This is a genomic window from Rhodococcus sp. LW-XY12 (assembly GCF_019317345.1).
Taxonomy (GTDB): Bacteria; Actinomycetota; Actinomycetes; order Mycobacteriales; family Mycobacteriaceae; genus Rhodococcus; species Rhodococcus pyridinivorans.
In genome coordinates, this window is sequence record NZ_CP079225.1 from 864,403 (window position 1) to 884,591 (window position 20,189).

The window sequence follows — 20,189 nt, forward strand, 5'->3', positions numbered from 1 at the left end:
CCCCGATCGCGGGCACGGCGGTGGGCACTGCACCTCACACTTCCCGGGTGTTGGGGTGCAGTGCTTTTCGCGTGCCTGTCGTTCACCCCGTCGTTGCTTCCGCGCGGCGGGATCCTGCAGGGGATGATCTGCGGGATCACTGCCGCGATCGGATACGGCCTCGGCGTGCTCCTCGCGTTCGTGTGGCGCGCCTTCGCCGACCGGCCTCCTCGGTCTCCCAAGGCTGCGTCGTGGTGGATCTTCGGCGCCTGCGGGGCGGTCCTCTTCGCGGTCTTCTTCGGGCTCGGCCAGTACTGGCAGTACGAGATCCGTACTCTGATGCGGGTTTCCGAGTACAACCTGGCACTTGCGGTTCTCTCCCCGCTCGTCGCGGTCGTGATGTTCGCTGTGCTGCTGGCGATCGGACGTGGTATCCGCGCCCTGTACCACTGGGCGGCACGGACACTCGACCGGTGGATCGGGCAGCGGGCCGCGAACGTCGTGGGGTGGGTTCTCGTCGCGGGACTCGTGTACGCGATCGTCTCCGGAGTGCTCCTCGCCGGCTTCATCGACGCCGCCAATGCGGCGTTCTCGGCGCGGGACACGAGAACCGAGGAAGGTGTGCAGCAACCGACGACCGCACTCCGCTCCGGTGGACCGGATTCGGTCGTTCCGTGGGATTCTCTCGGGTGGCAGGGGCGGATCTTCGTCGGGCAGGGGCCGACCACCGAACAACTCGGTGAGTTCACCGAAGGTCCTGCCCTCGAACCGATCCGGATCTACGCCGGCCTGGCATCGGCGGACGACACCGAGGATCGCGCGTCCCTCGCTGTCGAGGACCTCACCCGGGCAGGAGGATTCGAGCGGAGCAACCTGGTCGTCGTGACGACGACGGGGAGCGGCTGGGTGGACCCGGCCCTGGTGGACTCCGTCGAGTACCTCACCGGCGGCGACGTCGCGACGGTCGCGATCCAGTACTCCTATCTGCCCTCGTGGATCTCCTATCTCGTCGATCAGTCGAAGGCGCGGGAAGCCGGACGCGACCTGTTCGACGCGGTCTACGACGTCTGGTCGAAGCTTCCCCAGGACGCCCGCCCCCGACTGCTCGTGGCTGGGGAGAGCCTCGGTTCGTTCGGCGGGGAGACCGCCTTCAGCGGCGAGTACGACCTGCGCAATCGCACGTCGGGCACGGTCTTCGCCGGACCTCCGAACTTCAACGTCCTCTTCCGGGAGTTCAGCGATCGCCGGGAGGCCGGCAGCCCCGAGATCGAACCGGTCTTCCGGGACGGCCGCACGGTGCGGTTCACGAACGACCCACAGGCGGAGATCCCGCCGACGGACGAGCCGTGGGAGGGGAGTCGGGTGCTGTATCTGATGCACCCGTCGGACCCGATCGTCTGGTGGAGTCCGCACCTGATCACGAGTGAGCCGGACTGGATCGGCGAAGCCCCCGGCCGCGACGTGCTCGAGGACATGGTGTGGATCCCGTTCGTGACCTTCTGGCAGGTCACGGCCGATCTGCCCTTCTCCACGGGTGTCCCGGCCGGGCACGGCCACAAGTACAGCACCGAGTACGTCGACGCCTGGGCTCTCGTCCTGCAATCCCCGGAGATCACGCCCGACGACATCGACGAGGTGAAATTCATTGTCGGAGCAGAGGAGTGACGAGTCCGACCGGGAGCGTCGCTCGACGGCACGTCAGTGCGCCGCGCGTCGCCGCCACCAGGAGGTCTTCGGTGCGGGGACGGAGATCTGCGGGACCGGGGTGCGCAGCGTGAAACTCCAGGTGTCGATGTTCCGCGGGTCGAGTTCGTCGTCGCGGCGCCCGACATAGCGGAACCCGAGCCACGCCCCGTGGGCCTCCTCGACGAGCTTGCGAGGGTGGAAGGGCAGGGACTCCGGGGGAGGGGGTACGTTCGGCGGCCAGCGGAGCGGATGCTCGCCCGCCCAGAACGGCCGCTCCCATACGAACGGGATTCCCTGGTCCTCGAAGAACTCGACGGTGTTCGCTCCGAAGCCGCGGCGCAGCCGGCCGCACTCCCACACGGCGAACGATCCCCACGCACCGGCCGGATCGGATGCCAGCAGGCACGTGCGTTCGGTGGCGGGCGTGCGCAACCACATCGTGGGCAGCTCCGAGGGGTGGCGTAGTGCGAATCGGGGGCTCGACACCACCGTCACACCGGGATAGCTACCGACCCGGAACTGTTCGGCGCCATCGTCCTCGCCGGTGCCCTCGGCGTCGGCGAGCGGTACCCGCGCGCCGGGATCGACCTGGAACTCCGGGAACAGACGCGACAGAAGTGCTCGCGCCGCATCGCGGTCCGGAGAGAACTCGCGCAGCACCGCTACGGGATCGGGTGCGTCGACGTACCAGAGCGTCGACACCGTCGCCGACATCGTCGACGACTTCCTCAGACGCGTCCGTTACTGCGCACACCGAGCAGCACGTCGTCCCACGAGGGGAGCGCGGGCTTGCCGCGCTTGTCCTTCGCGGGAGCCTGCGACGCGCGCGATGCATCGGCGTCGTCGGGCACCGTGACGGCGACGGTGGTCTCCTCGTCGGCGACCGGCTCCGGAGCCGGTTCGTCGGAAGCGGGAGCCTCCAGCGCGATCGGGGCGTGATGGTCGGCGTTCTCCACCTCAGTAGAATCGTCGACGTCGCGCGCCGAGTAGACCGGGGTCAGGTAGCGCAGGGGACGGCCGCAATCGGGATCGACGAGATCGGCGGCAATGTCGTCGAGCGCGGTGATCGTGCCGCCGTGAGCGTCGGGCTGGTAGCGCCAGTGCGCGCGGTTCGTGGAACGACCGGCGTGCCACCGCAACTGCGCGACCCAGAAGCCCTCGTCGTCGCGCCAGGCGTCCCACTCGGCTTCGTCGAGGCTGTGCCCGCGAGCGCGGAAGGCCTGCGTGACGATCTCGTGGAGGGTCTCGACGGCGGGACCGTCGGGGCGGACGGGATGGCCTTTCTTGGCCATGTCGGCGGCCCGGGACCGCTCGAGCAGGACGGGATAGGCGAACCGTTCGACCTTGGCGACCGGGACGCCGGCCTCGTCGGCCACCTGTTCGACCGAGGCGCCGCCGCGGATGCGGGCCTGGATCTCGCGAGGGCGGAGCTGGCTGGTCGTCTCGATCTGGATCTGGCCGAGACGGGCCAGATCTCCGCGAGCGGCCGCGCGCAGGGTGTCGTCGACGGGAATGCGGAACTTGTCCCCCGTCGTGGGATCGGCGAGCACCACATGCTTAGCATCGGGCTCGAGACCGACCACTCGAAGCTCTCGCACCTTGACCTCCTCGCGCCGATCGCGATTGACCCGCCCGACTGTAACCGACCTGGATATTTTTCGTGGCCGGACACGCCGCGCCACGCCGAGCGACATCGCAAGAAATCCGACGCGGCGCGTTATCGTCCAGGGTTCACCGAAATGTCTCGATGCGAGGTCGAGACTATGACAACAACGGGGCCGGATCCGACATCGGACCCGGCCCCGCTGTGCGGCGTACTCAGAGCTGGGAGACGACCCAGTCGATGCACTTGGTCAGCTGCGTGACGTCCTCGGGATCGATGGCCGGGAACATACCGATGCGCAGCTGGTTGCGGCCGAGCTTGCGGTACGGCTCGGTGTCGACGATGCCGTTGGCCCGCAGGATCTTCGCGACTTTCGCCGCGTCGACGGAGTCGGCGAAGTCGACGGTGCCGACGACCTGCGAACGCAGCGACGGATCGGCGACGAACGGCGTCGCGTACTCGGAGGCCTCGGCCCACTCGTACAGGCGCGAGGACGAATCCTTCGTGCGCGCCACGGCCCAGTCGAGACCGCCGTTGCCGTTGAGCCACTCGATCTGGTTCGCGAACATCAGCAGGGTGGCCAGTGCCGGGGTGTTGTAGGTCTGGTCCTTGCTGCTGTTGTCGACGGCGATCGGCAGCGACAGGAACTCGGGGGTGAAGCGACCCGATTCCTTGATCTCGGCGACACGCTCGAGCGCGGCCGGGCTCATCAACGCGATCCACAGGCCACCGTCGGCGGCGAAGCACTTCTGCGGGGCGAAGTAGTACACGTCGGTGTCGGAGATGTTCACCGGCAGGCCGCCGGCACCCGAGGTCGCGTCGATCGCGATCAGGGTGTTGTCGGAACCGGCGGGACGCTGCACCGGAACCGCGACACCCGTGGAGGTCTCGTTGTGCGCCCAGCCGATGAGGTCGGCCGATGCGTCGGCGACGATCTCCGGAGCCGAGCCCGGCTCCGAACCCACGACGATCGGATCGCCGATGAACGGGTTCTTCTTCGCGACCGTCGCGAACTTCGACGAGAACTCGCCGTAGGTGAAGTGCTGCGAGCGCTCCCGGATCAGACCGAAGGCCGCAGCGTCCCAGAAGGCGGTGGTGCCGCCGTTGCCGAGGACGACCTCGTAGCCCTCGGGCAGGGAGAACAGGTCGCGCAGACCCGAGCGGACACGGGCGACGACGTCCTTGACCGGCTTCTGCCGGTGGCTGGTGCCGAACACCGAAGCGCCGACATCGACCAGCGACTGCAGCTGCTCGGGACGAACCTTGGACGGGCCGCAGCCGAAGCGGCCGTCTGCGGGCTTGAGGTCGGCGGGAATGATCGGTGACGCGTCTGCCATCGGAATGCGTGTCCTAAGAGTCGAGGGACATGGTGCACAGGCAGTCTAGACCGCCCCCTCGGAGCCTCCGCCGGGCGCTGGTCGGCCCGGCCGAGGAAGAGGCATCAGCGATGCGTGATCGAATCCCAGCCCGTGACCTCGGAGGCAGGGCGGGGATCGGGGCCGGTGTAGATCGCCGCGGGACGCACGAGCTTGCCCAGACGCTTCTGCTCGAGGATGTGGGCGCACCAGCCGGCGGTCCGTCCGCAGGTGAACATCGCGGGCATCATCGCGGCGGGGACCTCGGCGAAATCGAGGATCACCGCAGCCCAGAACTCGACGTTGGTCTCGATCGCCCGGTCGGGACGACGCTCGCGCAGCTCGGTGAGGGCGGCCTGCTCGAGCGCGGCCGCCGCCTCGAAGCGCGGAGCGTCGAGCCGCTGGGCGGTGCTGCGCAGCACCCGGGCGCGGGGGTCCTCGGCGCGGTAGACACGGTGACCGAAGCCCATGAGCTTCTCCTTGCGGTCGAGGATGCCCTTGACCAGACCGCGCGGATCGCCGGTGCGTTCGGTCTCCTCGATCATCGGCAGCACGCGGGCCGGGGCACCGCCGTGCAGCGGGCCGGACATCGCGCCGACCGCGCCGGAAAGCGAGGCGGCCGCGTCCGCGCCGGTCGAGGCGATGACCCGGGCAGTGAACGTCGAGGCGTTCATGCCGTGCTCGGCCGCCGAGACCCAGTAGGCGTCGATCGCCTCGACGTGCTTGGGATCCGGGTCGCCCTTCCACCGCACCATGAAGCGCTCGGTGACGGTGCTCGCCTCGTCGATGCGCTGCTGCGGCACGGCGGGCTGGTAGATGCCGCGGGCTGACTGCGCCACATAGGACAGGGCCATCACCGCGGCGCGGGCGAGATTGTCGCGGGCCGTGGCGTCGTCGATGTCGAGCAGCGGACGGAAGCCCCAGATGGGTGCGAGCATCGCCAGACCGGCCTGGACGTCGACACGCACGTCGCCGGTGTGGATCGGCAGGGGGAACGGCTCGGCCGGGTACAGGCCGCGACCGAACTCGCCGTCGACGAGCAGGGCCCACACGTCGCCGAAGGTCACTCCCTTCTCGACGAGCTCTTCGATGTCGACGCCGCGATAGCGCAGTGCGCCACCGTCCTTGTCGGGCTCGGCGATGTCGCTCGTGAAGGCGACCACGCCTTCGAGTCCTGCGACGAAATCCTCGGGAACTGACGCGCGCGCTGCCATGACGGTTGGGCTCTCCTCGTTCGAGCACGGCCCGGTCCGAGCCGCGCTGCCGGTGGAATGAGGTCACCGTCAGGTGTGATCGGCGCCCCACTCGGGTCGTCGGGAAAACTGTAGCGCCCGTGGTCCGAGCGTCGCTGCCCGGATGCCGGGAGTACCGTCGTCGTTCGTGCCGTCCGATTTCCCGTTGCCGCGCCCCGAGGGTGACGACCTCGCGCGTATGCGTGTCGACTACAGCCCGTCCGGGCCGACCGACGAGTCCTCGGCCGACCGCGATCTCACCCCCGGCGATGTCGCCGAGGGCTGGCTTCCGCTGGTGCGTACGTGGTTTGCGAACGCGGTCGCCACCGCGGTGCCCGAGCCGAACGCGATGGTGCTCGCGACCGTCGACGAGCGCGGCCACCCGGCGACCCGCACCGTGCTGTGCAAGAAGATCGACGCCGACGGCCTGACCTTCTTCACCAACTTCGAGTCCGACAAGGGCCGCCATCTGGCCGGGCACCCCTACGCGTCGGCGACCTTCCTCTGGCTACCGGTCTACCGGCAGGTGACCGTCCGCGGACCGGTCGTGCGCGTGCCAGACGAGGAGACCCTCGCGTACTGGCAGACGCGGCCGCGCGGATCCCGCCTGGGCGCATGGGCGTCGCAGCAGTCGCGTCCCGTGGCCGAACGCGCCGATCTCGAGCACGCCCTCGTCGAGGCCGCCGAGCGCTACGAGGTCGACGACGACATCCCGGTGCCGCCGTTCTGGGGTGGATTCCGCATCGTGCCCGAGTCTGTCGAGTTCTGGCAGGGCCGGCCCAACCGGTTGCACAACCGGATCCGGACCCGCCTGGTGGACGGTCGCTGGATCGCCGAGCGTCTGCAACCGTGAGGCGCCTGCTCGCCGACACCACACCGCTGCGCAACAAGGACTACGCCCGGCTGTGGTGGGCCGGGATCGTCACCGTCATCGGTGCGCAGATGGCGGTCGTCGCCGTACCCCAGCAGATCTACGAGATCACCCGGAACTCCGCTTATGTGGGGTTGACCGGCGTGTTCGGGCTCGTGCCGCTCGTGGTGTTCGGCCTGTGGGGTGGAGCGCTCGCCGATGCGATGGACCGCCGGAAACTGCTCATCGTCACCTCCACCGGTCTCGGTGTCACGTCGCTGTTGTTGTGGGCGCAGGCCGCGATCGGTCTGAACAACGTGTGGGTACTGCTCTGTCTCTTCTCGGTGCAGCAGGCGTTCTTCGCCGTCAACCAACCCACCCGCGCGGCGGTGATCCCGCGGTTGCTGCCGGTCGGGCAGATCGCGGCGGCCACCTCGCTGAACATGACGGTCGTGCAGTTCGGGGCGATCGCCGGTCCGTTGTTCGCCGGCGCTCTCATTCCCGTCGTGGGTCTGTCCACCCTCTACCTGCTGGACGCGATCTTCCTGCTCGCCACGCTGTGGGCGGTGGTCCGACTTCCGGCGATCCCGCCGCTCGGTGAGGTCACCAAGGCCGGATTGCGCGCGGTCTTCGACGGTTTCCGGTACCTGTCGGGCCAGAAGATCCTGCTGGCGTCGTTCGTCGTCGACATCGTCGCCATGGTGTTCGGGATGCCGCGCGCCCTGTTCCCGCAGATCGCCCACGAGTCGTTCGGCGATCCGGCGCAGGGCGGCTTCGCCCTCGGTCTGCTGTTCGCGGCCATGTCGGTCGGCGCGGTGATCGGCGGCGTCTTCTCCGGATGGCTGCCGCGGGTGCAGCGCCAGGGTCTCGCCGTGATCGTGTGCATCGTCCTGTGGGGCGTGGCGATGGTCGGCTTCGGTGTCGCGGTGTGGTGGGCCGAGCCCGACGGCAGCGGTCTGCTGCTGTGGGTCGCCCTGTTCTTCCTGGCGTTCGGCGGGGCGGTCGACATGGTGTCCGCGGCCTTCCGCTCGACGATGCTGCAGACCGTCGCCACCGACGAGATGCGTGGCCGCTTGCAGGGCGTGTTCATCGTCGTCGTCGCGGGCGGACCGCGCATCGGCGACGTGCTCCACGGCGCCGCCGCAGCGGCTGCAGGCACGGCCGTCGCGGCTGCCGGTGGCGGCGTCCTCGTCATCGTCGGCACGCTCGTGTGCGTCGTCGCCTTCCCGGCCTTCGTGCGCTACCGGGTCTCACGCACTCTCGGATGACGCGCCTGCGGAGTCGCACGGCAAGGGAGCACGCAACTCCGTGACGGCGATGCGCGCGGCCTCACCGATCGCTGCATCGACGACCGGCAGTACGGGATCCGCGCGGGCGGCGCGGGTGAACACCGCGACGGCGATCGGATACTCGCCGGGGAACTCGACGACCGCCACCTCGTTGCGGATGATGCCGATCGTGCCGGTCTTGCCGGCGATCGCGACCCCGCGATGCGGGAAGCCCGACGCGATGCGGTGCGGCCAGACCTGGGCGCGCATCACCTGCTGCGCGAAGGCGGTGCTCTCGGGCGAGAGCACCGAGCCCGACCACACGGCCTCGAGCAGCCGGGTCATCTCCTCCGGGATGGTCGCGCTCGTGTAGGCCGGGTCGTACGCCGAGACCGTCCAGGCCGCGTCGATGTCGGTGAGCGCCCGGAACGCCTCGACGGTGGTGCGGGTGTCCGTCTCCTCGACGAGGCGCTGATAGACGTCCGCCGTGCCACCGATGATCCGGGTCCGCGTGAGTCCGAGGCGCGCGAGGAGTTCCTCGACGGTGGTCGTGCCGATCTCGCCGAGCAGCACATCGGCCGCCGCGTTGTCGGACACCGTCATCATCGATGCGGCCACGTCGCGTCGGCTCATCGTCACCGGATCCCGGAAGCTCGCGATCCCGGTCGGGCCGGGGGTGCAGTCCGACGGCACGATCCGCAGCTGCCCGGATGCGTCGAGTCGGCCGGCGTCCACCTCCGCGCAGAACGCGAGGAACAGCGGAAGCTTGTACACCGACGCGAGGACCACGCGTTCGTCCCCGCGCACCGACAGCGTCGCCGCACGTGGATCCGAACACCGGCGGGCGTGCAGCCATCCCGTGCACCCGGCATCCGCGAACACCGCGCGGATCCGGTCGACCGCCGTGTCTCGCCGTTCCCCGCCTTTCACCGGACGCGTTCCTTGAACAGCACGCGGTCGAGGGCGTCGACGTGCGCACCGACATCGGCGTCGGCACGTCGCACGATGCGCACCCGCAGGGCCAGCGCGGACGGAGCCCAGTCCAGCCAGGCCACGCCGGGCACCGAGCCGGGCGGTGAGGTCGACATCCCGAAGTGGGTACCGGCGGCCACGGCGGCGAGCACCGCGCGGTCGTCCGCCGCCGGGGTGGTCTCGACATCGAGTCCGCGTTCGCGCAGCAGATCCTGCGCCGCGTCGAAGGCCGCCGGGTTCCCCGTCCGCGGCGGCGCGGCGAACGTCAGGTCGGAGAGCATCGGCAGACGGGGTCGGTCGGAGCGGGCGCTGCGGTGGTCGGCCGGCACGACCAGCCATCGCCGGAGTTTGACCACCGGGCCGGCCTCGAGTCCTTCGGTCAGAGCCGGATGCTCGACGACGGCGAGATCGCACATGCCCGAGCGGACGGCGTCGACGAGTTCGACCGTGCTCGCGGAACGCGTCGCCACCGTCGCCTCACCGCGTCTGCTCAGAACGGTGACGCACAGGGTGACCAGGCGATCGGGTAGTACGCGGGTGGCACCCCAGTGCAGAAGACCCCGGGCGCGGGCGACGCGCCCGGCCTCGGCGAGGAAACGATCGGCGTCGTCGACGAGGAGACGAGCGCGGGGGAGCAGTTCCGCTCCGGCGGGCGTGAGGACCGCTCCCTGCCTGGTGCGATGCACGAGTTCGGAACCGAGATGCTGCTCGAGTTTCCGAAGTCCTTGTGACAGAGGAGGTTGCGTCATGTCGAGCACCGCCGCGGCCCGGCCGAAGTGTCCTTCCTCCGCGACGGTGACGAAGAACCGGAGGTGGCGGATCAGGTCCATGGCAGGGGATTCAATCAGCACGGGCGGACGATTCACCGACCCGGCGTGTCGCGCGGCCGGATCCCGTCCGTCGTCCCCGCCTCCAACAGCGGCGATAGTTCTTCCGACTCGTGCGGACGGCGGGTGGGTATTGGCGGGGCGACTCCCGTCGGTGGTGTCCTGTCGGCATGACTTCCACCGATTCACTTCTCCGGAAAGGATTGTCGCGCAGGGGTTTTCTCCACTCCGCCCTCGCCTTGTCCTCCGTCGCCGCCGCGGCGGCCTGCGGGTCGCCGGACGGTCCGGTCGCCAGGGGGCCGTCGACGACGGCCGATTCGGTACCCGGCACACATCTGCTCGCCGCCGGTGTCGACGAGCGTCTCCGGGAGATCGAGGACCGCTACGCCGTGCGGCTCGGTGTGGTCGCGCAGTCGCCGGTGACCGGGCGCGTCCACACCTATCGGGCCGACGAACGGTTCGCGATCTGTTCTCCGTTCAAGGTTTACGCCGCCGCCGCGATCCTGCGACTCGAGGCGGAAGGATCCCTCCGTCTCGACGAGACCTTCCCGATCGACCCGGAGGACATCGTCGTCAATTCGCCGGTGACCTCGGAACATCAGGGGCGCGTACTGCCGATCGACCGGCTGTGCGAGGCCGCGCTCACCCGCAGCGACAACACTGCCGGAAACCTGATGCTCCAACGGATCGGCGGACCCGGGGCCGTCACCGCCTTCGCCCGTTCCGTCGGGGACGAGACCACCCGGCTCGACCGCTGGGAACCCGAACTCAACGAGGCGGCACGGGGCGACGAGCGCGACACCACCACCGCTGCCGGACTCGCTCGCGGCTTCCGGGAGGTGCTCCTCGGCGCGGGGTTGCCCGCGCCGCAACAGCGGACACTGCTCGGCTGGATGCGCGCCACCACCACCTCGGACACCCGGATCCGCGGGGGATTGCCGCCGGGATGGACGTCGGCGGACAAGACGGGCGGGGGCAATCACGGGACGGTGAACGACGCCGGGGTGGTGTGGTCGCCGGACGGGCAACCGCTGCTGCTGGCGATCCTGTCGGACTCGACCACCGGCGACCCCGACGCACCCCTCGAGGGCGCGCCCGTCGCGGAGACCACCGCCGTGCTGGTCGACGCACTCTTCGCTGTGCCGTGAGTACAGTGGCCGGCGTGGGGCGCCGGATACGCGCAGATCCCCGCGTAACGACCTTGGTGAGACCCGGGTAGTATTGCCGCAGGTTATCGGCGTGTGCCGGCCTTGCGGCGCAGTCGCGGAGGGTGCGGGCGAGCGTTCGGAACCCACATGGACGACATACCGATCGGGGACCTTCGGCGGACCCTGCCGCAGCGCATACCCTGCGCTACGGCTAGGTTCTACGTGAATGTCCGGAAGTTTCTCGTAGGTCTGAGCTTGAGAGGGATCCTTCGTGCCCGCTGAGAATGACACCAACCCCACCCTCAGCTACCCCGGTGGCGAACACACGATGTCGATCGCCAAGGCGACGGAAGGCAATGACGGTATCGAGCTGGGCAAGCTCCTCGCGGCGACCGGGTACACCACCCTCGACCCGGGTTTCGTCAACACCGCCTCCACGAAGTCGGCGATCACGTACATCGACGGCGAGAAGGGCATTCTGCGGTACCGCGGATACCCGATCGAGCAGCTCGCCGAGAAGTCGACGTTCATCGAGGTCAGCTACCTGCTGATCTACGGTGAGCTGCCGACTGCGGAGCAGCTCGAGGTCTTCACCGACAAGATCCGCCGCCACACCCTCCTGCACGAGGATCTCAAGCGGTTCTTCGACGGCTTCCCGCGCAACGCGCACCCGATGCCCGTCGTGTCGAGCGCGGTCAACGCCCTGTCGGCGTACTACCCCGACTCCCTCGATCCGGACGACTCCGAGCAGGTCGAGCTGTCGACGATCCGTCTGCTCGCCAAGCTGCCGACCATCGCGGCCTACGCCTACAAGAAGTCGGTCGGTCAGCCCTTCCTCTACCCCGACAACTCGCTGTCGCTGGTCGAGAACTTCCTGCGCATGACCTTCGGCTTCCCGGCCGAGCCCTACGAGATCGATCCCGAGATCGCTCAGGCGCTCGACATGCTGCTCATCCTGCACGCCGATCACGAGCAGAACTGCTCGACGTCGACGGTGCGCCTCGTCGGTTCCTCGGACGCCAATCTCTTCACGTCCATCTCGGGCGGCATCAACGCACTGTGGGGCCCGCTGCACGGCGGCGCCAACCAGGCCGTGCTCGAGATGCTCGACGGCATCCACAAGTCCGACGGCGACGTCAAGGACTTCGTCCGCAAGGTCAAGAACAAGGAAGACGGCGTGAAGCTCATGGGCTTCGGGCACCGCGTCTACCGCAACTACGACCCGCGGGCCGCGATCGTCAAGAAGACCGCCGACCGCATCCTCAAGAAGCTCGGTGCGGGCGACGAACTGCTCGAGATCGCCATGAAGCTCGAAGAGGCCGCCCTCACGGACGACTACTTCATCGAGCGCAAGCTGTACCCGAACGTCGACTTCTACACGGGCCTGATCTACCGTGCGATGGGCTTCCCGGACCGCATGTTCACCGTGCTGTTCGCCCTGGGTCGCCTGCCCGGCTGGATCGCGCACTGGCGTGAGATGCACTCGGACCCGACCCTGAAGATCGGCCGTCCGCGTCAGATCTACACCGGTTACACCGAGCGCCCGTACACGTCCCTCGAGGAGCGCTGAACCCTCGGAGCGACCGGAAAGATCGACCGAATCCCGACGAGGAGACACGCATGACAAAGCCTGAAATCGAGTTCCAGGAGGGTCCCGCCCCCACCCAGTTGGTCATCAAGGACCTGGTGGTCGGCGAAGGTGCCGAAGCGGAGCCCGGATCGAAGGTCGAAGTCCACTACGTCGGGGTCGAGTTCGATACCGGTGAAGAGTTCGACTCGTCGTGGAGCCGTGGTGAGTCCATCACCTTCCCGCTGTCCGGTCTGATCGCCGGCTGGCAGGAGGGCATCCCGGGTATGAAGGTCGGCGGCCGTCGCCAGCTGACCATCCCGCCGGAGCTCGCCTACGGTCCCGCCGGGTCGGGCCACCGCCTGTCGGGCAAGACGCTCGTGTTCATCATCGACCTGCTCGCCGTGCAGGTGCCGCCGGAGGTTCCGACGGTCGAGCCGGCGACCGGCCCGGCGCCCGCCGATCTCGTCATCGAGGACATCACCATCGGTGACGGCGACGAAGCGCAGCCCGGCGGCGTGGTCGACGTGCACTACCACGGCGTGGAGTACGACACCAACGATGTGTTCGACTCGTCGTTCGCTCGCGGCGATTCCGTCCGCTTCCCGCTCGGACGACTGATCCCGGGCTGGCAGGAAGGCATTCCGGGCATGCGCGTCGGTGGACGCCGCAAGCTCACGGTGCCCCCGCAGCTCGCGTACGGACCGGCCGGTTCCGGGCATCCGCTCGGAGGCAAGACGCTGGTCTTCGTAATCGATCTGCTCGGCGTCGGATAGCCGGACCCGCAACGACATCCGAGGCCCGCAACACCGGTGAGACCACCGGGGTTGCGGGCCTCGTCTTCGTTCAGTTACGGGGCGCCCCGAGCATCGACAATGCGAGGCCGACGTAGTTGCGGGCCAGATCGTCGACGTCCACGCGGCCGGGCCGGTACCAGCGGGCGACGTCGATCCCCAGCGACAGGATCGCCAGTGCTGCGGTGGGCACGTCGCCGACCCGGAACGCGCCGATGTCGACCCCCGAGGAGATGACCTCACGGACCACCGCGTCGGTGCGCCTGCGGATCTCCGCGATCTCGCGGTAGTGCTCCTCCGAGAGCGCATGCAGTTCGTACTGCGCGACCCGGCAGGTGGTGTGGTGCACGGCGTGGATCCGCACGAAACGGTCGACGATGGCGCGGATCCGCTCGATCGGGTCGGTGGAACTCGTGGCGGCGCTCTCGACCTCCTCGAGGACGTGGAGGTGCCCGTTGCGGCCGGCCTCGAAGAGCACGGCCTCCTTGGACGGGAAGTGCACATAGAGCGCTGCGGGGCTCAATCCTGCGCCGACGGAGATGTCTCGGGTGGTGGTCGCGTGGTAGCCGCGGCGTGCGAAGGACTCCACCGCGGAGGCGACCAGCCGGCGCGCGACCTCGGATCCACCGCTCGGGAGCGCTGCGACAAGAGAGGCCTCGGGGGTCTGCTCGGGTGTGTCGGTCACGGGGTCCGTCCTGCGGGTCGCGGAGAAGGCGTCGTTGACATCATGCACCGTCGTTGGTCTACTGAGTGAGCGCTTAGTTCGTTCTGCTGAGTTCGCTCCTGCTACGGCCGATATCCGAGTCGCCCGAAAGGATCCTCGATGCCTTCTCCAGTCCTGTCCCGCCGCGACCTGGACTTCCTCCTGTACGACTGGCTCGACATCGAGTCCCTCACCGCTCGCGACCGCTTCGCCGAGCATTCACGGGAGACCTTCGACGCCGTACTCGACCTGAGCGCCGACATCGCCACCAAGCACTTCGCTACCCACAACAAGAAGGGCGACGCTCAGGAGCCTCGCATCGGCGAGGACGGTCGCGTCGAGATCATCCCCGAGGTCAAGGACGCGCTCGACCTGTTCTGCAAGGCGGGACTACTCGCCGGCGGGTTCGACGAGGAGCACGGCGGCATGCAACTGCCGGTCGCCGTGCAACGTGCCTCGATGGCGTGGTTCCAGGCCGCGAACGCCGGCACCTCGGCGTATCCCTTCCTCACCGCAGCCAACGCGAACCTGCTGGTCACCCACGGCAGCGACGAGCAGATCGAGACGTTCGTGCCGCCGATGCTCGAGGGCCGCTTCTTCGGCACCATGTGCCTGTCCGAACCGCAGGCCGGTTCGTCGCTCGCCGACATCACCACCAGGGCCGTGCCCGCCGCCGACGGCACCTACCGGCTCACCGGCACCAAGATGTGGATCTCCGGCGGCGACCACGAACTCACCGAGAACATCGTCCACCTCGTCCTCGCCAAGATCCCCGGCGGGCCGGACGGGGTGAAGGGCATCTCGCTGTTCATCGTCCCGAAATTCCTCGTCGAGGCCGACGGCACGCTCGGCGAACGCAACGACGTCGCGCTCGTCGGCCTCAACCACAAGATGGGCAACCGCGGCACCACCAACACCCTGCTCAACTTCGGCGAGGGCGTCCACACCCCCGGCGGCGAGGCCGGTGCGGTCGGCTACCTGCTCGGTGAGCCGCACGAGGGCCTGTCGTACATGTTCCACATGATGAACGAGGCCCGGATCGGCGTCGGCTTCCTCGCCACCTCCCTCGGCTACGCCGGGTACCTGCAGTCGCTCGACTACGCCCGTACCCGCACGCAGGGCCGGCCGCTCGGCGCCAAGGATCCGGCCTCGCCGCAGGTGCCGCTCGTCGAACACGCCGATGTGCGACGAATGTTGTTGGCGCAGAAGTCCTATGTCGAAGGCGCTCTCGCGCTGGGGTTGTACTGCTCGAAGCTCGTCGACGTGCAGCGCACCGCCGAGAGCGACGACGAGCGCACCCGCGCCGGTCTGCTGCTGGACCTGCTCACGCCCATCGCGAAGTCCTGGCCGTCGCAGTGGTGCCTCGAAGCCAACAGCCTCGCGATCCAGGTGCTCGGCGGCTACGGCTACACTCGCGAGTTCGACGTCGAGCAGTTCTACCGCGACAACCGACTCAACCCCATTCACGAAGGCACGCACGGCATCCAGGGCCTCGACCTACTCGGCCGCAAGGTGATCATGCAGGGCGGTGCCGCTCTCGCGCTGCTCGGCGAAGCGGTGGGCGAGACGATCGCGCGGGCGACGCAGGCCGGGGGCGACGCCGCCGCCTACGCCCAGCAGTTGGGCGCGGCCGTGGCGCGCGTCGCGGAGACGACCGCGACGCTGTGGTCCACCGGCGATCCCGCTGTGGCCCTGGCCAACTCGTCGGTCTACCTCGAAGCCGTCGGGCACGTGGTGGTGGCGTGGATGTGGCTCGAGCAGCTTCTCGCGGTGGGCGACCGCGAGGGCGACTTCTTCGACGGGAAGCGCGCCGCCGCACGGTATTTCTTCCGTTTCGAACTGCCCAAGACCGGTCCGCAGTTCGATCTGCTCGCAAGCCTCGACCGCACGACCCTCGACGTGTCACCGTCGGTTCTGTAACGACACCTTCCAGATGACCGTCACCGACCCGCCGACCGGTAGCGCATGCCACCGGTCGGCGTAGTCGTCGAAGGTGTCGACGATCCGGTCGACCACCGGGGTGACATCGTGCGCGGACACATATGCCGGAAGGCCCGACGCCAGGCCGCGTCGCGCCTCCCAGACGGGAACGGCGATGCGCGCCAGTGTCTCCGACCTGATCATGTCGGCCTCCGCGCGCGGCGGCATCGCATGCTTCTTCGAGCGCCGACGCCGACCCGCTCTGGTCCGCTCCGCATTGTCGACGGGCCAGAACATGCCGTTGTCGCCCGCGGCCAACTGCCCGAAGACACCGAGTTCGATACCCGCCTCGTTCTCGACCAGCAGGTGCACGAGGTCGTGGGGGAGATAGGGGTGACCGCCCGGGCCGTTGCGCGGAGCGAGCTCCGGACCGATGTCGCGGTGCACCGCGATCTCGTACCCGATCCCGGGACCCTTCGTGAAGACGACGCGCATGTTCGTCACGTTAGGCCCCGCGGGTGGAAGATCGCATCCGATTTTCAGGCGGATGCGCGCTCGACGAGCAACGACAGGGCGTGACGCACCGTCCTCGCGAGCACGTCCTGGGGATCACCGTCGAAGCGCTGCTCCTCGCTGCGGGTGCCGTCCGGACCGGTCGTCGCGAAGCACACCGTGCCCGGCGGGCGGCCGTCCTGCGGGTCGGGCCCACCGGCTCCGCTCACGGCGACGACGATGTCCGCGCCCAGGAGGCGGGAGGTGCTCTCCGCCATCGTGCGGGCCGCGCTCTCGGACACGACGGGGCCCTCCGGAACCTCGAGCAGGCCGTACTTGACCTCGCGCGAGTACGCGACGATGCCGCCGCGGAACCAGTCGGAGCTGCCCTTCGCGGCACCCAGGCGGGCTGCGAGCGTGCCCGCGGTGAGCGACTCCGCGCAGCCGAGCGTCAGCTCCTTGTCGGAGGCGAGCTGTGCCAGCTGCTCGATCAACTCGTCGGAGGTGTCCGTCCCCTCCACCACGTCGTCATCGGCCATGCGTATCTCCTTCCAGAGCATCGGGTCGCACCCAGCGGGTGAGCAGGGTGCCGTCGTCGTCGCACACCAGGTGCGCACGTTGCAGGGGTGTCAGAGCGGCCGTCGGCGAATGCGCGATACGCGCGGCGCTGCCGGCGGCCAGGACCGGAGCCCAGGTCAGGCACAGCTCGTCGACGACGCCGTCCTCGATCATGCGGCCGAACAGATTCGGTCCGCCCTCGCACAGCACCCGGAGCCATCCCGCCTCGCCGATCGCCGCGAGCAGGGAGGGGCCGTCGATCACTGCGTCGGCGATGACGCGGACGTCGCCTCCGGCGGCCTCCACCGCGCGCCGGGCGGTCTCGGGGGCCCGTGCGGTCGTGAAGACCACGGGCGGGATCGTCGTGTCGGTGAACAGACGCAGGTCGGGCGGCAGGTCGCACGAGGCGGTCACCACCGCGACCGGCGGTATCGGAGCGAGTCCGGCCTCCTCGCGGCGCACGCGCAGGGCCTCGCTGGTCCTCGCGCCGCCGTAGTTCTCGGCCCGCACGGTGCCTGCGCCCACGAGGATCACATCGGCGAGTTCGCGCAGCAGCCCGAAGACCTTCTTGTCGGCGGGCGAGCCGAGGGCGCCCGATCGTCCCTCGACCGCCACGGCTCCGTCGAGGGAGGACACGAAGTTGATCCGCATCCACGGCCGGGACAGGTCGTCGGGATAGGCGTAGAGAGCGCGCAGCGCCGTGTCGTCCACGTGCTGCGTCGCATCGGTGCCGTCGAGTCGTCGCATGACGCCGATCAGACCACTCCCGCCCGCCGGATGCACGTCACGCGCCGTGCCCGGCGTCGAGATCACCCACGGACTTGAAGGTCATGAGGCGGTCCAGGTCGCCACGGAGCTCACCGCGTTCGGGTTCGAGGAGGAAACCGCCGTGGTCGCCGGTCGTGAAGGTCTCGAGGATCCGGCCGACGAACCACGCGCGCAGGCCGTCCAGCACGGGTAATGCGTGGGGTCCCTCGTGCCACGAGCAGCGGTCGAACTTGTCGATGTCGTCGCCGGTGTGCTCGCCGAACAGCGCTGCCAGTTCGCGGTCTGCCGGGGTCAGGACGTGCACGGCGAGGTGCTTCGCCTTCGACGCCACCCGGTAGGTCCGGTTCTTGTTCGACAGCGCCACCAGGAAGCGGGCCGGATCGATCGCGGACTGGGTCGCGAAACCGATCAGGCAACCGCTGCGTTCCTCGCCGTCGAATGCGGTGACGATGAACATCGGGTAGTCGAGCTGCGAGGCGATGCCCGCGAAACCGTCGGCGGATCCTTCGAGTGGGGTGCCGGCCATGAGCGGAATCGTACGGCCGTCACACCGATGCGGCGGTGGTTCGGCCGCGGTGCGGCTGTGAGTTTGGTCGGTGTGCGAGGTGGGGTACCCGCCGCAGTATGGACGCCGAGCACAGAGGTGATGGATCGTCGGGTGCCACCCTCGCCCCCGATGACCCGCGCAAACCCGACTCACCGACCGATCTGTCCACGCCGTCGTGGAAATATGTGCTGCGCAGGACGATTCGGGAGTTCAGTCGGGACCAGTGCACCGATCTCGCAGCCGCACTGACGTACTACGCCGTCCTGTCGCTGTTCCCTGCGCTGCTCGTCGTGGTCTCGTTGCTCGGCGTGTTCGGCCAGGGACAGACGACGGTCGACACCGTGCTCGGCATGGTCGAGGACCTCGGCCCGTCCTCCGCCGTCGACACCCTGCGAGGACCGATCGAACAGCTCGTGTCCGCACCGACAGCCGGATTCGCCCTGATCGTCGGTATTCTCGGCGCGCTGTGGTCGGCCTCGGGATATGTCGGCGCCTTCGGCCGCGCCATGAACCGGATCTACGAGATCGAAGAGGGCCGGCCCGTCTGGAAGCTGCGTCCGCTGATGCTGCTGATCACCGCTGTGGCCCTGGTGGCCGCCGGGACGACCGCCCTGATGCTCGTGATCAGCGGCCCGGTCGCACGCACGATCGGCGACGTCATCGGCCTCGGCGACACCGCCGTGACGGTGTGGAACATCGTCAAGTGGCCCGTGATGCTTGCGCTGGTGGTCATGATCGTCGCGGTGCTGTACTACGCGACGCCCAACGTGTCCCAGCCGAAGTTCCGCTGGGTCAGCCTCGGATCGCTCATCGCGATCGTCGTGTGGATCGTGGCTTCGGTGGCATTCGCCTTCTACGTCTCGAATTTCGGCAGCTACAACAAGACCTACGGCTCACTCGCCGGTGCGGTGATCTTCCTGTTGTGGTTGTGGATCACCAATCTGGCCTTGTTGTTCGGTGCCGAGTTCGACGCCGAGATGGAACGTGGCCGCCAGCTGCAGGCCGGTATGCCTGCCGAGAAGACACTGCAACTGCCCGAACGTGATTCGCGCGCGAGCGAGAAGAACGCCGCCAAGCTGGAAGAACTCGTCGAGCACGGGCGGAAGCTGCGCGAAGCCCACAGCGCCGACGGCTCCTCCGGAGAGGCGGCCGACCCCGTGGGCCCTACCGGGCCCACGACGGAAAGGAATCCGCGATGACGACACCCGGCAATGCGCGCCCCGTAGCCGAGCAACCGAAGAACCTGTCCACTGTCGAACTCACCGAGCGGCTCACCGAACAGGTCTCGACCCTCGTGCGGACCGAGGTCTCGCACGCGCTCGAGGAAGTCAAGTCCAAAGGCACCCGCATCGGTGTGGGCGTGGGGATCTCGGGTGCGGGAGCGATCCTGTTGTTCCTCGGTCTGGCGACCCTGATCGCGACGGCCGTACTCGGCCTCGCCACCGCCGTCGAACCGTGGCTCGCGGCCCTCATCGTCGCGCTCGTGGTGCTCGCGGTCGGTGGCATCCTCGCCGCGGTCGGTGCCTCGAAGGCGAAGAACGCCGCACCGCCCGTGCCGGAACGCACGGTCGCCAGTGTCCGCGCCGACATCGACGCCGCGAAGGGAGCAACGAAGTGACCGCATCCGACAACGGTGGTCGTCCGGACGAGGTGGCCGACATCGAACGTCAACGGGCCGAACTCGCCGCGACCGTCGGCGAACTCACCGACAGACTCGACGTGCCCACCCGGGTCAAGCAGTCCGCGGCCGAACGGGCCCAGGAAGTCCGCAACCGGCCCGATCTGATCGCGGTGGCCGGCGGGGTCATCGCGGCCGTGCTCGTGCTGGTGCTTGTGAGGCGCAGACGGAAGAAGTGACGTAGGCGTACTCGAGCGGACGGATACTCGTGTTCTGCACCGAGTATCCGTCCGCTGCTGTGT

21 protein-coding genes and 1 pseudogene are annotated in these 20,189 nt (G+C 68.7%); 11 read left to right on the forward strand and 11 right to left on the reverse strand.

The features are described 5' to 3' along the window. Nucleotides 1-60 precede the first annotated feature (60 nt). Nucleotides 61-1,644, forward strand: coding sequence for an alpha/beta hydrolase (locus tag KXC42_RS04170; RefSeq protein WP_257606019.1), 1,584 nt, complete (start codon nt 61-63; stop codon nt 1,642-1,644). 33 nt (nt 1,645-1,677) lie between these two features. On the opposite strand, the gene KXC42_RS04175 is transcribed toward KXC42_RS04170, so the two are convergent. The 4 genes from KXC42_RS04175 to KXC42_RS04190 all read right to left on the reverse strand — a co-directional run bounded on the left by KXC42_RS04175 (nt 1,678) and on the right by KXC42_RS04190 (nt 5,837). After that, entirely contained in the window at nt 1,678-2,379 is a 702-nt protein-coding gene (locus KXC42_RS04175) for a hypothetical protein (protein ID WP_219129963.1), read from the reverse strand. A gap of 14 nt (nt 2,380-2,393) precedes the next feature. Then, nucleotides 2,394-3,263, reverse strand: coding sequence for a septation protein SepH (gene sepH, locus KXC42_RS04180; RefSeq protein WP_197483268.1), 870 nt, complete (start codon nt 3,261-3,263; stop codon nt 2,394-2,396). A gap of 220 nt (nt 3,264-3,483) precedes the next feature. Further along, nucleotides 3,484-4,605: a phosphoserine transaminase gene (gene serC, locus KXC42_RS04185; protein WP_006551659.1), complete on the reverse strand. Its 1,122-nt coding sequence runs from the start codon at nt 4,603-4,605 to the stop codon at nt 3,484-3,486. A 104-nt stretch (nt 4,606-4,709) separates the two neighbouring features. Beyond that, complete coding sequence (locus KXC42_RS04190; protein ID WP_019289920.1) at nt 4,710-5,837, reverse strand: citrate synthase 2; 1,128 nt, start codon at nt 5,835-5,837, stop codon at nt 4,710-4,712. Between the two features lie 184 nt (nt 5,838-6,021). Between KXC42_RS04190 and pdxH the strand changes: the two genes are divergently transcribed. Together pdxH and KXC42_RS04200 are read left to right on the forward strand one after the other, a co-directional pair. Beyond that, a complete protein-coding gene (gene pdxH / locus KXC42_RS04195) occupies nt 6,022-6,708 on the forward strand; it encodes a pyridoxamine 5'-phosphate oxidase (protein WP_197481817.1) in 687 nt (228 codons plus the stop codon). Further along, nucleotides 6,705-7,973 (forward strand): MFS transporter, encoded by a 1,269-nt coding sequence (locus KXC42_RS04200; RefSeq protein WP_006551656.1) that lies wholly within the window; start codon nt 6,705-6,707, stop codon nt 7,971-7,973. The genes pdxH and KXC42_RS04200 overlap by 4 nt, the downstream gene beginning before the upstream one ends. Here KXC42_RS04200 and KXC42_RS04205 read toward each other — a convergent pair. Beyond that, the gene (locus KXC42_RS04205; protein WP_019289918.1) at nt 7,956-8,903 is read right to left on the reverse strand and encodes a serine hydrolase; all 948 of its coding nucleotides are present in this window, start codon (nt 8,901-8,903) and stop codon (nt 7,956-7,958) included. The genes KXC42_RS04200 and KXC42_RS04205 overlap by 18 nt on opposite strands. Then, nucleotides 8,900-9,775: a LysR family transcriptional regulator gene (locus KXC42_RS04210; protein WP_006551653.1), complete on the reverse strand. Its 876-nt coding sequence runs from the start codon at nt 9,773-9,775 to the stop codon at nt 8,900-8,902. Before KXC42_RS04210 ends, KXC42_RS04205 begins: the two co-directional genes overlap by 4 nt. Before the next feature lie 167 nt (nt 9,776-9,942). Here KXC42_RS04210 and bla point away from each other — a divergent pair, with 167 nt between their 5' ends. The 4 genes and pseudogenes from bla to KXC42_RS27060 all read left to right on the forward strand — a co-directional run bounded on the left by bla (nt 9,943) and on the right by KXC42_RS27060 (nt 13,263). Next, nucleotides 9,943-10,920, forward strand: a complete 978-nt coding sequence (gene bla, locus KXC42_RS04215; protein ID WP_257606021.1) for a class A beta-lactamase — start codon at nt 9,943-9,945, stop codon at nt 10,918-10,920. A 271-nt stretch (nt 10,921-11,191) separates the two neighbouring features. Further along, nucleotides 11,192-12,490 (forward strand): citrate synthase, encoded by a 1,299-nt coding sequence (locus KXC42_RS04220; RefSeq protein WP_006551650.1) that lies wholly within the window; start codon nt 11,192-11,194, stop codon nt 12,488-12,490. 50 nt (nt 12,491-12,540) lie between these two features. After that, a pseudogene (locus KXC42_RS27055) lies at nt 12,541-12,891 on the forward strand (FKBP-type peptidyl-prolyl cis-trans isomerase); the annotation flags it as partial. Between the two features lie 6 nt (nt 12,892-12,897). Next, nucleotides 12,898-13,263 carry an FKBP-type peptidyl-prolyl cis-trans isomerase gene (locus KXC42_RS27060; protein ID WP_039958015.1) on the forward strand — a complete coding sequence of 122 codons (366 nt, stop codon included), beginning with the start codon at nt 12,898-12,900 and terminating at the stop codon, nt 13,261-13,263. A gap of 70 nt (nt 13,264-13,333) precedes the next feature. Here the strand turns inward: KXC42_RS27060 and KXC42_RS04230 are convergent, their stop codons facing one another. After that, nucleotides 13,334-14,014: a TetR/AcrR family transcriptional regulator gene (locus KXC42_RS04230; RefSeq protein WP_052039992.1), complete on the reverse strand. Its 681-nt coding sequence runs from the start codon at nt 14,012-14,014 to the stop codon at nt 13,334-13,336. A 90-nt stretch (nt 14,015-14,104) separates the two neighbouring features. Here KXC42_RS04230 and KXC42_RS04235 point away from each other — a divergent pair, with 90 nt between their 5' ends. Then, the gene (locus KXC42_RS04235) at nt 14,105-15,904 is read left to right on the forward strand and encodes an acyl-CoA dehydrogenase (RefSeq protein WP_039587542.1); all 1,800 of its coding nucleotides are present in this window, start codon (nt 14,105-14,107) and stop codon (nt 15,902-15,904) included. Here the strand turns inward: KXC42_RS04235 and KXC42_RS04240 are convergent. From KXC42_RS04240 to KXC42_RS04255, 4 genes are read right to left on the reverse strand one after another with little or no spacing between them, the layout of a single operon-like run. After that, the gene (locus tag KXC42_RS04240) at nt 15,887-16,399 is read right to left on the reverse strand and encodes a hypothetical protein (RefSeq protein ID WP_064852823.1); all 513 of its coding nucleotides are present in this window, start codon (nt 16,397-16,399) and stop codon (nt 15,887-15,889) included. The genes KXC42_RS04235 and KXC42_RS04240 overlap by 18 nt on opposite strands. Nucleotides 16,400-16,443: 44 nt before the next feature. Continuing rightward, nucleotides 16,444-16,935 (reverse strand): CinA family protein, encoded by a 492-nt coding sequence (locus KXC42_RS04245; protein ID WP_006551643.1) that lies wholly within the window; start codon nt 16,933-16,935, stop codon nt 16,444-16,446. Beyond that, on the reverse strand, nt 16,925-17,701 hold the full coding sequence (locus KXC42_RS04250; protein ID WP_024103101.1) for a pyrimidine reductase family protein: 777 nt from the start codon (nt 17,699-17,701) through the stop codon (nt 16,925-16,927). Before KXC42_RS04250 ends, KXC42_RS04245 begins: the two co-directional genes overlap by 11 nt. 37 nt (nt 17,702-17,738) lie before the next feature. After that, nucleotides 17,739-18,248 (reverse strand): flavin reductase family protein, encoded by a 510-nt coding sequence (locus tag KXC42_RS04255; RefSeq protein ID WP_219129964.1) that lies wholly within the window; start codon nt 18,246-18,248, stop codon nt 17,739-17,741. A 98-nt stretch (nt 18,249-18,346) separates the two neighbouring features. On the opposite strand from KXC42_RS04255, the gene KXC42_RS04260 reads away from it, so the two are divergent. From KXC42_RS04260 to KXC42_RS04270, 3 genes are read left to right on the forward strand one after another with little or no spacing between them, the layout of a single operon-like run. After that, complete coding sequence (locus tag KXC42_RS04260) at nt 18,347-19,468, forward strand: YihY/virulence factor BrkB family protein (protein WP_024103103.1); 1,122 nt, start codon at nt 18,347-18,349, stop codon at nt 19,466-19,468. Further along, complete coding sequence (locus KXC42_RS04265; protein WP_006551639.1) at nt 19,465-19,887, forward strand: phage holin family protein; 423 nt, start codon at nt 19,465-19,467, stop codon at nt 19,885-19,887. The genes KXC42_RS04260 and KXC42_RS04265 overlap by 4 nt, the downstream gene beginning before the upstream one ends. Continuing rightward, nucleotides 19,884-20,126 (forward strand): DUF3618 domain-containing protein, encoded by a 243-nt coding sequence (locus tag KXC42_RS04270; protein WP_006551638.1) that lies wholly within the window; start codon nt 19,884-19,886, stop codon nt 20,124-20,126. Before KXC42_RS04265 ends, KXC42_RS04270 begins: the two co-directional genes overlap by 4 nt. Nucleotides 20,127-20,189 lie beyond the last annotated feature (63 nt).

Bases quoted from the DNA above. Each gene is read 5' to 3' on its own strand.
- KXC42_RS04175 (WP_219129963.1), bottom strand. From the start codon at position 2,379: ATGTCGGCGACGGTGTCGACGCTCTGGTACGTCGACGCACCCGATCCC.
- serC (WP_006551659.1), bottom strand. From the start codon at position 4,605: ATGGCAGACGCGTCACCGATCATTCCCGCCGACCTCAAGCCCGCAGAC.
- KXC42_RS04190 (WP_019289920.1), bottom strand. From the start codon at position 5,837: ATGGCAGCGCGCGCGTCAGTTCCCGAGGATTTCGTCGCAGGACTCGAA.
- KXC42_RS04210 (WP_006551653.1), bottom strand. From the start codon at position 9,775: ATGGACCTGATCCGCCACCTCCGGTTCTTCGTCACCGTCGCGGAGGAA.
- bla (WP_257606021.1), top strand. From the start codon at position 9,943: ATGACTTCCACCGATTCACTTCTCCGGAAAGGATTGTCGCGCAGGGGT.
- KXC42_RS04235 (WP_039587542.1), top strand. From the start codon at position 14,105: ATGCCTTCTCCAGTCCTGTCCCGCCGCGACCTGGACTTCCTCCTGTAC.
- KXC42_RS04240 (WP_064852823.1), bottom strand. From the start codon at position 16,399: ATGCGCGTCGTCTTCACGAAGGGTCCCGGGATCGGGTACGAGATCGCG.
- KXC42_RS04245 (WP_006551643.1), bottom strand. From the start codon at position 16,935: ATGGCCGATGACGACGTGGTGGAGGGGACGGACACCTCCGACGAGTTG.
- KXC42_RS04250 (WP_024103101.1), bottom strand. From the start codon at position 17,701: ATGCGACGACTCGACGGCACCGATGCGACGCAGCACGTGGACGACACG.
- KXC42_RS04255 (WP_219129964.1), bottom strand. From the start codon at position 18,248: ATGGCCGGCACCCCACTCGAAGGATCCGCCGACGGTTTCGCGGGCATC.
- KXC42_RS04260 (WP_024103103.1), top strand. From the start codon at position 18,347: ATGGACGCCGAGCACAGAGGTGATGGATCGTCGGGTGCCACCCTCGCC.
- KXC42_RS04265 (WP_006551639.1), top strand. From the start codon at position 19,465: ATGACGACACCCGGCAATGCGCGCCCCGTAGCCGAGCAACCGAAGAAC.